Consider the following 12,578-nt stretch of genomic DNA (forward strand, 5'->3'; position numbering starts at 1 on the left):
GGGCTGGCGGCCCGCTGGGGCGGGCCCGCCACGGGCTAGGCCAGGGCCCGCCCGACCATGCCCGCGCCGATGGCCCACATGGTGGCGCAGACCAGGGCGTCGAGCACGCGCCAGGCCGCCGGGCGGGTGAAGGCCGGGGCCAGAAGCCGCCCGCCCAGGCCCAGGGTCAGGAACCAGGCCAGGGAGGCGCTGGCCGCGCCCGCGCCGAAGAGGTAGCGCCCCGTGCCGGGAAACTGCCCGCTCAGGCTGCCGAGCAGGACCACGGTGTCCAGGTAGACATGGGGGTTGAGCAGGGTCACGGCCAGGGTGGTGGCCAGGGTGGTTCGCAGGCTGGCCGTGGGCTGGGCGGCGGGGTCGAGCTGCCCGCCGCGCAGCAGGGAGCGCAGCGCCCCCAGGCCGTACCAGAACAGGAAGGCGGCCCCGCCCCAGGCGGCGATGCGGCCCAGGGCCGGGCTGGCGGCCACGGCGGCGCCCAGCCCCGCGACCCCGGCCCCGATGAGCAGCGCGTCGCACAGGCTGCACAGCAGGGCCACGGCGAAGGCGTGATTGCGGCGCACGCTCTGGGTCAGGACAAAGGCGTTCTGCGCGCCGATGGCCACGATGAGCCCCGCGCCGACCCCGAATCCCTGGATGAACACTGCAAGCATGGAACGCCTCCTGGTGCGCTGGTTTCCCGCCGGATGGAGCGCCCCTTGTAGCCCGGCGCCGCCCCGCTGTGAAACTGATTGTTTTACTTTTTCATTAGCGCTGCTAATATCCGGGCATGCACGACTACAAGCTGCTGGAGGCCCTGGCCGCGGTGGTCCAGGAGGGCGGGTTCGAGCGCGCGGCGCGGGCCCTGTGCCTGACGCAGTCCGCCGTGTCGCAGCGGGTGCGGCTGCTGGAGGAGCGCACCGGGCGCATCCTGCTCACGCGCTCCGCCCCGCCCCGGCCCACGCCCGACGGCCAGCGCCTGATCCGCCACTGCCTGCAGGTGCGCCGCCTGGAGGAGGACCTGGCGGCGGAGCTGGACCCGGCGGCCCCGGGCGGGCGGCCCGTGCTGCGCATCGGGGTCAACGCCGACAGCCTGGACTTCTGGTTCATGGACGCGGTGACGGACTTCGTGCGCCAGCGCGACGCGCTGCTGGACCTGGCCGTGGACGACCAGGAGCGCACGCACCGGCTGCTGGCGCGCGGCGAGGTCATGGGCTGCGTGAGCGCGCGGCCCACGCCCATGCAGGGCTGCACGGCCACGCGGCTGGGGGTGATGCGCTACGGACTTTTGGCCACGCCGGACTTCGCGCGGCGCTGGTTCCCCCGGGGGCTGACCCGCGAGGCGGCGGCCCTGGCCCCGGCGGTGCGCTTCAACCGCGCCGACGACCTGCACGACCTGGTCCTGGCCCGCCTGTTCGCCGACCCGCCCCGGGACTACCCCGTGCATTTCGTGCCCGCGCCCGGGCAGTTCATGGCCCTGGCCGAGGCCGGGCTGGCTTGCGGCATGACGCCCTTCATCCAGGCCGCGGGCGCCCTGGCCGCCGGGCGGCTGGTCTGCGTGGACGCGCGCACCGAGGTGCCCGTGGCGCTCTACTGGCACCGCTGGAACCTGCGCTCGCCGCTGCTGGACGGCCTGAGCGCGGCCCTGGCCGCAGGCGCCCGGCGGATGCTGGAGCCGTAGGCACCGCCCGGAGGACGGACGAAAATCCCCGCCCCCCGCCTCCGGCTGCGGCTGCCGCACCCCCAGGGCCCGCGCCTCCGGGGCGGCGCGCCCCTTTACATTGCTTCGCGACTCGTGTTTATACTGGGCACGCGCCCGGGGCCCCGGGCAGGGCGCGCCCCCCGGCCCCCGGCGGGGGGAACCCGCCGGGGCGAGACCATGCACGCCGCGACCATCGCCTGCCACGAGTGCGACCTGCTGCAACGCACCGTGCCCCTGCCCCGGGGCGGGGTGGCGCGCTGCGCGCGTTGCGGGGCCGTGCTCTACCGCCAGGGCGACACCGGGCTGGACCAGGTCCTGGCCCTGACCCTGGCCGGGCTGATCCTCTTCGTGCTGGCCAACGCCTTCCCGCTGCTGACCATGCGCATCGACACCAACGTGCAGCCCGCCACCCTGCTCTCCGGCGCGCTGCGCCTGGCGGACCAGGGCATGGCCGGGCTGGCCGCGCTGGTGGTGCTGACCAGCGCGGCGGCGCCGCTGCTCAAGCTGCTGCTGCTGGGCTATCTGCTGGTGCCCCTGCGCCTGGGGTGGCGCGCGCCCTTTGCGGCCCGGGCCTTCCGCGTGGTGCTGGCCCTGCAACCCTGGGCCATGATGGAAGTCTTCCTGCTGGGCCTGCTGGTGGCCATGGTCAAGCTCTCGTCCATGGCCGAGATCATCGTCGGCACGGCGCTGTATGCCTTCGGGTTCCTGGTGCTGGTGCTGGCGGGCATCACCGCCAGCCTGGACCCGCGCGCGGTCTGGGACCGGCTGGGGGTCCGCTGATGGACGCCGCGCTGACCGCCGCCCGCGCCGGGCTCGTGAGCTGCCACAGCTGCCACCTGCTGGTGCGCCCGCCCGCCGGGGGGGCCGAGGCCATGGAGCACGCGGCCTGCCCGCGCTGCGGCGCCGCCCTGCACAGCCGCAAGCCCGACAGCCTGGGGCGCACCTGGGCCTATCTGATCACGGCCATGATCTTCTACGTCCCGGCCATGGCCCTGCCGATCATGACCACGACCACGACCTTCGGCGGGGCGCGCAAGGACACCGTGCTCTCCGGGGTCTACTACCTGCTGACCACGGGCATGTGGCCCCTGGCGGCCATCGTCTTCTTCGCCAGCGTGGTGGTGCCGGTGCTCAAGATCGTGATCCTGGTGCTGCTGCTGGTGACCTCGCGCCAGGGCGGCGACTGGCGCAGGCTCGACCGCGCGCGGCTGTACCGCCTCACCGAGGCCGTGGGCCGCTGGTCCATGGTCGATGTGTACGTGGTGACCATCCTGGTCGCCCTGGTGCGCCTGCAGGCCCTGGCCATCGTCGAGGCCGAGCAGGGCGCCGTGTTCTTCGCCGCCGTGGTGGTGCTGACCATGTTCGCGGCCAGAAGCTTCGACCCCCGCCTGATATGGGACCAAAGGAGCGACGCCACACCATGACCGAACCGTCCACCGACCCCCGCCCCGACGGCGACGCCCCCGGGCCCGGCCCGGATTTCACGGCCCTGCCCCTGGCGCGCGTGCGCCGCAGGCGGATGCTGTCCATCGTCTGGCTCATCCCCCTGGTGGCGGCGGTGGCCGCGGCCTGGATGGCCTTCGACGCCCTGAAGTCCCAGGGAACGCTGATCACCATCACCATGGAAAACGCCGAGGGCGTCGTGCCGGGCAAGACCATGATCAAGTTCAAGGACGTCGAGGTCGGGCAGGTGGAGAACGTCCGCTTCGCCGACGACCTGGAGCACGTGGTGGTCACGGCGCGCATGGTGGACAATATGGAGCGCTACCTGCGCGAGGAAACGCAGTTCTGGATGGTGCGCGCGCGCATCACCCCCAGCGAGGTCTCGGGCCTGAACACGCTGTTCTCGGGCGCGTACATCGGCGTCTGGCCGTCCAAGAGGGGCAAGCTGACCACGGAGTTCACCGCCCTGCGCACCCCCCCGGTGATCACCGACGACGCCAACGGCAGCCACTTCCTGCTGCGCGCCCAGAGCCTGGGCTCGCTGGACATCGGCTCGCCGGTCTATTTCCGCAAGATCAAGGTCGGCCAGGTGGTGGGCTACGAGCTGAAGAAGAACGACCAGGTGGAGATCAAGGTCTTCGTGCAGGCCCCGCACCACGAGCGCGTGCGCCGCAACACCCGGTTCTGGAACGCCTCGGGCCTGGACCTGCGCGTGGACGCCCGGGGCGTGCGCATGCAGACCGAATCCCTGGTCTCCCTGCTGCTGGGGGGCGTGGCCTTCGACAGCCCCGGGGCCGACGAGGTGGCCGAGCCCGCCCCGCCGGGCGCGCTGTTCACCCTGCACCCCTCGCGCGAACGCGGCTTCGAGCGGGTCTTCGACTACCGCGAGCGCTACGTCCTGCATTTCGACGAATCCGTGCGCGGGCTGGGCCTGGGCGCCCCCGTGGAATTCCGGGGCATGCTCATCGGCCACGTGGTGGACATGCGCCTGGAGATGGACACCAAGCGCCGGACGGCGCGCATCCCCGTGACCATCGAGATCGAGCCCGAGCGCTTCACCCTGCGCGACAGGAACGGCGCGCGCGACACCCTGGTACGCACCCTGGTGGAGATGGGCATGCGCGCCCAGCTCAAGCCCGGCAACCTGCTCACCGGGCAGACCTACGTGGACCTGGACCTGTACCCCGGCATGCCCCCGGCCCGCATCAAGGACTCCGGGCCGCTGCCCGAGCTGCCCACGGCGCCCTCGCCCCTGGGCGGCCTGCTGGCCAGCGCCCAGCGCGTCATGGCCCGGCTGGAAGAGGTGCCCATGGGCGATATCTCCCAGGAGCTGCGCGCCACCATGGGTTCCATCCGCACCACTTTGGAGCAGATGCGCCAGCTCATGGGCACCGTGCGCGACCTGGACATCCTGCCCGGCATCAGCCGGACCCTGGAGCAGGCCACCGGCACCCTGCGCGAGGCCGAGGCCGCCATGGCCCCCGACGCGGCCCTGCGCACGGACCTGCGCAAGCTCCTGCGCGAGCTGGGCGACGCGGCCCGCTCCCTGCGCGTGCTCTCCGAAACCCTCGAACGCCAGCCCGACGTGCTGCTCTACGGCAAGGAGGCCCCGTGATGCGCTCCCGCAACGCCCTGCCCACGGCCCTGGCCCTGCTGCTGGCCCTGGGCGCCCTGGCCGCCCTGCCCGGCTGCCGGAGCGCCGTGCCGCCCACGGCCTTCTACACCCTGGCGCCCACGGCCCCGGGGGCCCTGGAGCTCGGGCCGGGCCCGTCCGTGGGTGTCGGGCCGCTGGACATTCCCCGGGTCATCGACCGCCCGCAGCTGGTGATCCGCGAGTCGGACCAGAGCCTGCATCTGGAGGAATTCCACCGCTGGGCCGGGCCCATGGAAGACGCCGTGCTGGCGACCCTGACCCGCAACCTCGGGGTGCTGCTGGACTCCCAGCGCGTGGTCGCCCACCCCTGGGAGGGCTTCATCGACCCCGACTACCGCGTGCCGGTGACCCTGGTCCGGCTGGACGGCGCCCCCGGCGGCGAGGTGGTGCTGGAGGCGACCTGGGGCGTCATCCCGCGCGGGGCCGCGCGGGCCGAGGTCGTGCGCAGGACCGCCGTGCGAGAGCCCGTGCCCGGCGCGGACCACGCCGCCCTGGTGGCCGCCCACAGCCGCGCCCTGGGCACCCTGGCCCACGAAATCGCCACCGCCGTGCTGGCCCTGCGGACCCAGGGCCGCTGACCCCGCGCCCGAAGGCGCCCGGGCGTCGGGCCCTGCGCCAGGGCATCCTGGCCTCGCGCCCGGCGCATCCCGGCCCTGCGCCAGGGCGTTTTTGCCTGCGCCGACGCGTCCTGATCCTGGACGGCGCGTCCCGGCCCAGGGCCCTGGGCGACCCGGCCTGCACCGCCGCAGCGCGGCGCCCTCGACCTGCGCCGCCCGCTCCAGCGCCTCGCCCAAGCCCCAGGGTCGCCCGCCTGCACCCTGGCCGTTCTGACCTGGGCCAGGGCGTCCCGAGCCCGCCGCCCCTGCGCCCGGGCGCCCTCCGGGCGGGTCCGGCCCGGGCGCCAGGGGGCCGCGTTGCGCGATGCCGGGGCCCTTGCGTGAAATTGCTCGGTTTTTCTTGATTTATCCATTGTAAACCAGCATATTAGAACTCCACTCCCGCAACGCTTCTGGAACATGGCTTGCTCCGTGGCCTTGCAGAAGACACCTCCGGGCCATGGCCCGGCGCACGGGCCAGAACCGGACGCCGGGCCCGGCCCGCACCCGAGGAGGAGCCCATGAGCGCCATACGACTGCTTCTGGTGGACGACGAGACCGAGTTCCTGGACCTGATGCGCAAGCGCCTGTCGCGGCGCAACGTGGAACTGACCGTTGCCGCCACCGGAGATGAAGCCTTGGAGCTGGCCGCCAGCCAGCGTTTCGACGTTATCGTGCTCGACGTGCGCATGCCCGGCATGGACGGCATCGAGGTTCTGGAGCGGCTGCGCTCCGTGGACCACCGGGCCGAGGTCCTGCTGCTCACCGGCCACGCCAGCGTGGAGTCCGCGCGCAAGGGCCTGGAGCTGGGGGCCTTCGACTACCTGCTCAAGCCCGTGCCCATCAACGAATTCCTGTTCCGCGTGCAGGACGCCTGCCACCGCAGCCGCCTGCGCGCAGGGCGGGAGTAGGCAGGGCCATGGGCGCGCTGCGCCGTCTGCTGCGCACCCTGGCCGGGCTCTTCGGCGACGCGCCGGACCCCGCACGCGAGGCGGCCCTGCTTCAGGCCCACCGCGAGCGCTGCCTGAACTTCCGCATGCTGCTGGCCGCCAACAACCGCGCCCTGGCCACCATGGGCGCCATGGAGGAGGCCCTGGCCGGGCCCCGGCCCTTCGGCATGGACTTCGTGCGCGCCAGCTGCACCTCTGCGAGCACCGATGTCCTGCGCATGGCCCAGGCCCTGTGCGCCCTGGCCCCCGGAAAATACGAGGCCCTGCTGGAGCGCCACGGCGACATCGCCGGGCGCCTGGAGGCCGCGCTGGCAGCGGCCCGCCCGCCCGCCACGGGCCCGCCGGTGCTGCCCGTGGGCGCCCTGCGCGCCGCCGACACCCCGCGCGCCGGGGCCAAGGCCGCCATGCTCGGGGAGCTGGGCACCCTCGCGGGGGTGCGCGTGCCCGGGGGCTTCGTGGTCACCGTGGCCGGGTTCGAGGCCTTCATGGCGCACCAGGGGCTGCGCGACGAGCTGGCGCGGCTGGCCCAGGCCCGGGCCGAGGACGGGCTGGACGGCCTGTACGCCCTGTCCGCCGCCCTGCAGCAGCGCATCGTCTCCGCCCCGCTGCCCCACGCCCTGCGCCAGGCCATGACCGAGGCCCTGGCCGGTCTGGCCCGCGCCCACGGGCCGGACCTGCGCCTGGCCGTGCGCTCCAGCGCCGTGGGCGAGGACGAGGCGGACACCTCCTTCGCCGGGCAGTACCGCTCGGAACTCAACGTGCACCCCGAGTCGCTGCACGACGTCTACCGCGACGTGGTCGCCTCGCTGTACGGGGCCACGGCCAGGGCCTACCGCCTGGGCCGCGGCCTGCGCGACGAGGACGTGCCCATGTGCGTGGCCGTGCTGCCCATGGTCCGCAGCCTGTGCGGCGGGGTGATCTACACCGCCAACCCCCTGGACGCGGGCGACCGGACGCTGACCGTCAGCGCCGTGCACGGCCTGCCCAAGGCCGTGGTGGACGGCTCCGACGCCGCCGACACCTGGCTGCTGGCGCGCGGGCCCGGGGGCCCCGAGGTGCTGCGCGCCACCCACGGCGCCCAGCAGACGGCCTACGTGCCCGGCGCCGGGGAGGGCCTGGAACGCAGGGCCCTGGACGCGGACACGGCCGGCCGCCCGGCCCTGGAGCCCGAGGCCGTGCTGACCCTGGCGCGGCTGGCCCTGGCCGTGGAGGCGCATTTCGGCTGCCCGCAGGACATCGAATGGGCCCTGGAGCCCGACGGCGGGTTCACCCTGCTCCAGGCCCGGCCCCTGCGCCAGCAGGCCGTGGCGGCCCCGGAACCCCGGACCCCGGACCCCGGCGCGGACGACGCCCCGGCCGCCCCGGCCCTGTACGCAGGCGGAGTCACGGCCAGCTCCGGCGTGGGCGCCGGGCCGGTGTGCGTGGTGCGCAGGCCTGCGGACGCCCTGGGCTTTCCCGAAGGCGGGGTGCTCGTGACGCCCCTGGCCCTGCCGGAGTGGGCGCCGCTGCTCTCGCGGGCGGCGGGCCTGGTCTGCGAGCGGGGCGGGGTCACGGGCCATCTGGCCACCGTGGCCCGCGAGTTCAAGGTGCCCGCGCTGTTCGCCTGCCCCGGGGCGGTGCAGGCCCTGGCCGGGGCAGGCGAGGTCACCGTGGACGCCGACGCCCGGGCCGTACGCGCCGGGCGCCACGAACCGGCGGCGCGGGAGGCCGGGCCCCGCCAAAGCCCCATCCACGGCTCCCCCGTGCACCGGACCCTGGCCGAGGCCGCCGCGCTGGTGGTGCCCCTGCGGCTGCTGGACCCGGCAGGCGAGAACTTCCGCCCCGAGGGCTGCACCACTCTGCACGACATCACCCGCTTCTGCCACGAGAAGGCCGTGGCCGAAATGTTCGAGCCCGGCAACGCCCCGCCCCTGCCCGAGAGCGCGGCCAGGCGCCTGGTCTGCAAGGTGCCCATGCAGTACTGGGTGGTGGACCTGGGCGGCGGGCTGGCCCGGCCCGGCCAGGGCCCCACCGTGGCCCTGGCCGACATCGCCTGCGAGCCCATGCTGGCCCTGTGGCGCGGCATGACCGCCCAGCCCTGGGCCGGGCCCCCGCCCGTGAACGCCCGGGGCTTTTTCTCCGTGCTGGCCGAGGCCACGGCCAACCCGGACCTGGAGGCCGGGGCCCGCTCCCGCTTCAGCGAGCGCAACTATTTCATGATTTCAAGGACGTTCTGCAACCTGCACTCGCGTTTCGGGTTCCACTTCAGCATCGTGGAGGCCGAAGCCGGGGACGACCCGGCGGCCAACTACGCGAGCCTGCGCTTCAACGGCGGCGCCGCCGACCGCCAGCGCCGCGAAATGCGCGCCCGCCTCATCGCCGGGCTGCTGGAAGAACGCGGCATGCGCGTGGATATCGCCGGCGATGCCCTGGCCGCGCGCGCGGAAAACCTCGCCGCGCCGGAAGTCCTTGGTTTGCTGGAAGTCCTGGGCTATCTTGTGGTACACACCCGGCAACTGGACATGATCATGGCCGACCAGGCCGAGGCCGCGCGGCGGGCCCAGGCCATCCGCGACGGGCTGGCGGCCCTGCCGAGCGCGGCGCGCCAGACGCCGCAGGGCGGCCCATTGCGAGATTCTGCCGGTTAGTTTTCCTTTTTTCCCGAACTGTTGGGCCTGTCACGCAAACATCCGCCTGGCCCGACTCTTGCTCTGTTCCCACGGGCGCACTGGCCCGAAGCACAGCGGTGGAGGCAGTATGGCGACGCAGGAATACAGGCGGCTGCGCTGGAAGATCACAGCCACGACCCTGGCCTTCTCCCTCATTCCGCTGCTGGCCATGGGCTACGTGATCCAGCGCCAGTTCAGCACGGCCTACACCGAGAAGGTCATGACCTCCATGGCCTCCACCGTGGCCAACAAGCGCCGTTCGCTGGACATCTTCCTCGAAGAGCGCGTGGCCCAGCTGCGCACCCTGGGCCAGACGCACACCTACGCCGACCTGGCCGCCCCCGGGGCCCTGGCCTCCATGTTCGGGGTCATCCAGGCCAACTCGCGTTCCTACATCGACCTGGGGGTCATCGACGCCCAGGGCCGCCACACGGCCTACGTCGGCCCCTACAAACTCACCGGGGTCAACTACAGCGCCGAGCAGTGGTTCGCCGAGGCCATGCTCAAGGGCCAGTACGTGAGCGACGTGTTCCTGGGCTTCCGCAACTTCCCGCACTTCATCATCGCCGTGCGCTGCGGGCAGGGCGACAACGCCTGGATCTTGCGGGCGACCATCGACTCCGAGGTCTTCAACTCCCTGGTGCAGAGCCTGCGCACGGGGCGCACGGGCGACGCCTTCCTGGTCAACGAGGCCGGGCTGCTCCAGACCCCCTCGCGCTTCGGCGGCAGCGTGCTCCAGGAGTCGGGCCTGCCCCCGGTGAACCAGTTCCACGGCGAGCGGGTGGAGCAGACCTCCGTGCGCGGGCAGCGGCTCATCGCCGGGCAGTCGTGGCTCACGCGCAACCGCTGGATGCTTGTGGTCACCGAGGACCCCGACGAAACCATGTCGCCGCTGTTCCGCACCCGGTCCATCGGCGCCCTGGCCCTGGGGGGCGTGGCGCTGATGATCTTCACCGGCACGCTGCTCACGGCGCGCTCCATGGTCGCCAAGCTCGAAGCCTCGGACCGCGAACGCGCGACCCTGGACGCCGGGCTCATGCAGTCGGCCAAGATGGCCGCCCTGGGCAAGCTAGCCGCCGGCGTGGCCCACGAGATCAACAACCCCCTGACGCTGATCATGGAAAGCGCGGGCTGGATCAAGGACCTGCTCACCGAGGAGAACCCCGAGACCATCGCCAACTTCACCGAGATCGAGTCCGCCGTGCACAAGATCGAGGACCACGTGGAGCGCGCCCGCGCCGTGACCCACCGCATGCTCGGGTTTGCCCGGCGCATGGAGCCCGTGGAAGAGGACGTGGACATGAACCACGTGGCCGAGCAGACGCTCTCGTTCCTGCGCAGCGAGGCCATGCACCGCGACATCGCCCTGCGCCGCGACTACGCCCAGGACCTGCCGCGCATCAGCACCGACACGGCCCAGGTGCAGCAGGTGCTGCTCAACATCCTGGAAAACGCCATCGACGCCGTGGGCCGCAACGGCACCGTGGCCCTGGCCAGCGGCAAGACCGAGGACGGCCTGGGCGTGTGGCTGCGCGTCAGCGACACGGGCCCGGGCATCCCCGAGGCCTACCTGCCGCGCATCTTCGACCCCTTCTTCACCACCAAGGCCCCCGGCGAGGGCACGGGCCTGGGCCTGTCCATCGCCTACAGCATCATCCGCAGGCTCGGCGGACGGCTCGCGGCGTCCAACGGCCCCCAGGGCGGCGCGGTGTTCACCATCACCCTGCCCATCGAGGGGCATGGCGCGGGGCACGGCGCGGGGCAAATGGCCCGTTCCGGGGAGGAGGCCTGAGCCATGGACCCCATCAAGGTGCTCGTCGTGGACGATGAACCCGACTTCATCCAACTCTTCGTCAAGCGATTCAGCAAGCGCAACCTGGACGTGGCCTCGGCCCCGAGCGGGCGCGAGGCCCTGGAACACCTGCGGGCCAACCGCGCGGACGTGGTGGTGCTCGACGTGAAGATGCCCGGCATGGATGGGCTGGAGGTGCTGCGCGAGATCAAGCGCCGCCACCCCATGATCGAGGTCATCATGCTCACCGGGCACGGCTCGGCGGAATCCGGGCTGCGCGGCATGAGCCTGGGCGCCTACGACTACGTGATGAAGCCGTTCCACATCGACGACCTGCTCGAACGCATCCGCAAGGCCTGGGACCACGCCCGGCGCCGCAGCCAGGACCGGGAGGAGGCATCGTGAGCCCCGCCGGGCGCGGGCTGCCCGGGGCCGCGTATCTGCTGGCCCAGTACGGGCTGCCCCTGGGCGTGCTGCTGGGCTGTCTGGCGGCGGCGCGGCTGCCCGGCCCGGCGGCCCTGGCCGTGGCCGCCGGGGCGGCGCTGCTGGCGGCTGTGGCCGTCCGCGCGCTGTGCGGGCGCATCCGCGCCTCCTCGGCGGAGCGCGGCTGCCTGAGCGAACAGCTCGTGCAGTCCCAGAAGCTGGCCGTGCTGGGCGAACTGTCCTCGGGCATCGCCCACGAGATCAACACTCCCCTGGCGGTCATCGGCCAGGAGGCCGAACTGCTGCGCGCCGACCTTCAGGACCTGGAGCCCGGCCCCCTGCGCGACCGCCTGGCCCGGCGCCTGGGCTCCGTGGAAACCCAGGTGCGCCGCTGCGGCGACATCACCCACGGCATGCTGCAACTGGTGCGCAAGTCCGCCCCGGTGTGCCAGCCCGCCGCCCTGGCGGACCTGTGCGAGGACATGGCCCTGCTGGCCGAGCGCGAAGCGCGGCGGCGCGCGGTGCGCATCGTGCGCCACTATGCGCCCGGGATGCCCGAAATGCTCACCGACCCCCCGCAGTTCAAGCAGGTGGTGCTCAACCTGCTGGTCAACGCCGTGCAGGCCGTGCCCAACGGAGGCCGGGTGGATCTGGCCGTGCGCCCCGGGCCCCCCGGCTGGGCCGAGGTGGAGGTGCGCGACGACGGCCCCGGCATCCCCGAGCAGAACCTCTCGCGCATCTTCAACCCCTTTTTCACCACCAAGCCCCCCGGGCAGGGTACGGGCCTTGGGCTGTCCGTGTGCCTGGGCATCGTGGACCGCCTCGGGGGCACCCTGGGCGCGGCCAACGCCCCCGGGGGCGGGGCGGTATTCACCGTGCGCCTGCCTGCGGCGCCCAATCCTTCGGGCCCCTGCCCGGGCAAACCATCCGAGGTGACCCCATGAGCGACACCATCCGCGTGCTTGTCGTGGACGACGACGAATCCTTCCGCACCAACATGACCGAGCTGCTCAACAAGCAGGAGTCCATCCGCGCCTCGTGCGCCGAAAGCGGCGACGCGGCCCTGGAGGAACTGACCCGCGAGCCCTACGACGTGGTCCTGCTGGACATGCTCATGCCCGGACTAAGCGCCCACGGCACCGTGCGCGAGATGCGCAAGCGCAACCTGGGCCCGGCGGTGATCGTGGTCACCGGCCACGCCTCGGTGGACGACGCCGTGGAGATGATCAACCTCGGGGCCTACGACTATCTGCTCAAGCCCTGCACCATCAAGGAAATCGTCCAGAAGGTGACCTGGGCCCAGGAGTGGCGCAAGCTCCAGCCGCCCCAGCCCTAGTCGGCTGTCTGGAAAATCGAAAGGGGCTGGCTTTCCGGCACAGCCCCAATCAGAATTCGCA

The 12,578-nt window shown here is 72.8% G+C and carries 12 protein-coding genes; 11 read left to right on the plus strand and 1 reads right to left on the minus strand.

What is annotated here, in order from left to right; all coding sequences use genetic code 11:
• Positions 1–35: 35 nt before the first annotated feature.
• The gene (locus G495_RS0111400; RefSeq protein ID WP_028587920.1) at positions 36–647 is read right to left on the minus strand and encodes a LysE/ArgO family amino acid transporter; all 612 of its coding nucleotides are present in this window, start codon (positions 645–647) and stop codon (positions 36–38) included.
• 116 nt (positions 648–763) lie between these two features.
• On the opposite strand from G495_RS0111400, the gene G495_RS0111405 reads away from it, so the two are divergent.
• From G495_RS0111405 to G495_RS0111455, 11 genes are all read left to right on the plus strand, one after another.
• Positions 764–1,654, plus strand: a complete 891-nt coding sequence (locus tag G495_RS0111405) for a LysR family transcriptional regulator ArgP (protein ID WP_028587921.1) — start codon at positions 764–766, stop codon at positions 1,652–1,654.
• Positions 1,655–1,852: 198 nt separating this feature from the next.
• Positions 1,853–2,455, plus strand: coding sequence for a paraquat-inducible protein A (locus tag G495_RS0111410; RefSeq protein WP_028587922.1), 603 nt, complete (start codon positions 1,853–1,855; stop codon positions 2,453–2,455).
• The gene (locus G495_RS0111415) at positions 2,455–3,099 is read left to right on the plus strand and encodes a paraquat-inducible protein A (protein ID WP_028587923.1); all 645 of its coding nucleotides are present in this window, start codon (positions 2,455–2,457) and stop codon (positions 3,097–3,099) included. The genes G495_RS0111410 and G495_RS0111415 overlap by 1 nt, the downstream gene beginning before the upstream one ends.
• Positions 3,096–4,733 (plus strand): PqiB family protein, encoded by a 1,638-nt coding sequence (locus G495_RS0111420; RefSeq protein WP_028587924.1) that lies wholly within the window; start codon positions 3,096–3,098, stop codon positions 4,731–4,733. The genes G495_RS0111415 and G495_RS0111420 overlap by 4 nt, the downstream gene beginning before the upstream one ends.
• Complete coding sequence (locus G495_RS0111425; protein WP_051445307.1) at positions 4,733–5,350, plus strand: PqiC family protein; 618 nt, start codon at positions 4,733–4,735, stop codon at positions 5,348–5,350. The genes G495_RS0111420 and G495_RS0111425 overlap by 1 nt, the downstream gene beginning before the upstream one ends.
• 539 nt (positions 5,351–5,889) lie before the next feature.
• Positions 5,890–6,279, plus strand: a complete 390-nt coding sequence (locus tag G495_RS0111430) for a response regulator (protein ID WP_028587926.1) — start codon at positions 5,890–5,892, stop codon at positions 6,277–6,279.
• Between the two features lie 8 nt (positions 6,280–6,287).
• On the plus strand, positions 6,288–8,945 hold the full coding sequence (locus G495_RS18805) for a PEP/pyruvate-binding domain-containing protein (protein WP_051445308.1): 2,658 nt from the start codon (positions 6,288–6,290) through the stop codon (positions 8,943–8,945).
• A 109-nt stretch (positions 8,946–9,054) separates the two neighbouring features.
• Entirely contained in the window at positions 9,055–10,758 is a 1,704-nt protein-coding gene (locus G495_RS18810; RefSeq protein WP_051445309.1) for a sensor histidine kinase, read from the plus strand.
• Positions 10,759–10,761: 3 nt separating this feature from the next.
• Positions 10,762–11,163 carry a sigma-54-dependent transcriptional regulator gene (locus G495_RS0111445; RefSeq protein ID WP_028587927.1) on the plus strand — a complete coding sequence of 134 codons (402 nt, stop codon included), beginning with the start codon at positions 10,762–10,764 and terminating at the stop codon, positions 11,161–11,163.
• Positions 11,160–12,125 carry a sensor histidine kinase gene (locus G495_RS18815; protein WP_051445310.1) on the plus strand — a complete coding sequence of 322 codons (966 nt, stop codon included), beginning with the start codon at positions 11,160–11,162 and terminating at the stop codon, positions 12,123–12,125. Before G495_RS0111445 ends, G495_RS18815 begins: the two co-directional genes overlap by 4 nt.
• A complete protein-coding gene (locus tag G495_RS0111455; RefSeq protein WP_028587928.1) occupies positions 12,122–12,517 on the plus strand; it encodes a response regulator in 396 nt (131 codons plus the stop codon). The genes G495_RS18815 and G495_RS0111455 overlap by 4 nt, the downstream gene beginning before the upstream one ends.
• The last annotated feature ends 61 nt before the right edge of the window (positions 12,518–12,578 follow it).

The sequence above is a fragment of the Desulfocurvus vexinensis DSM 17965 genome (genome assembly GCF_000519125.1).
In the GTDB taxonomy this organism is placed as follows: Bacteria; Desulfobacterota; Desulfovibrionia; order Desulfovibrionales; family Desulfovibrionaceae; genus Desulfocurvus; species Desulfocurvus vexinensis.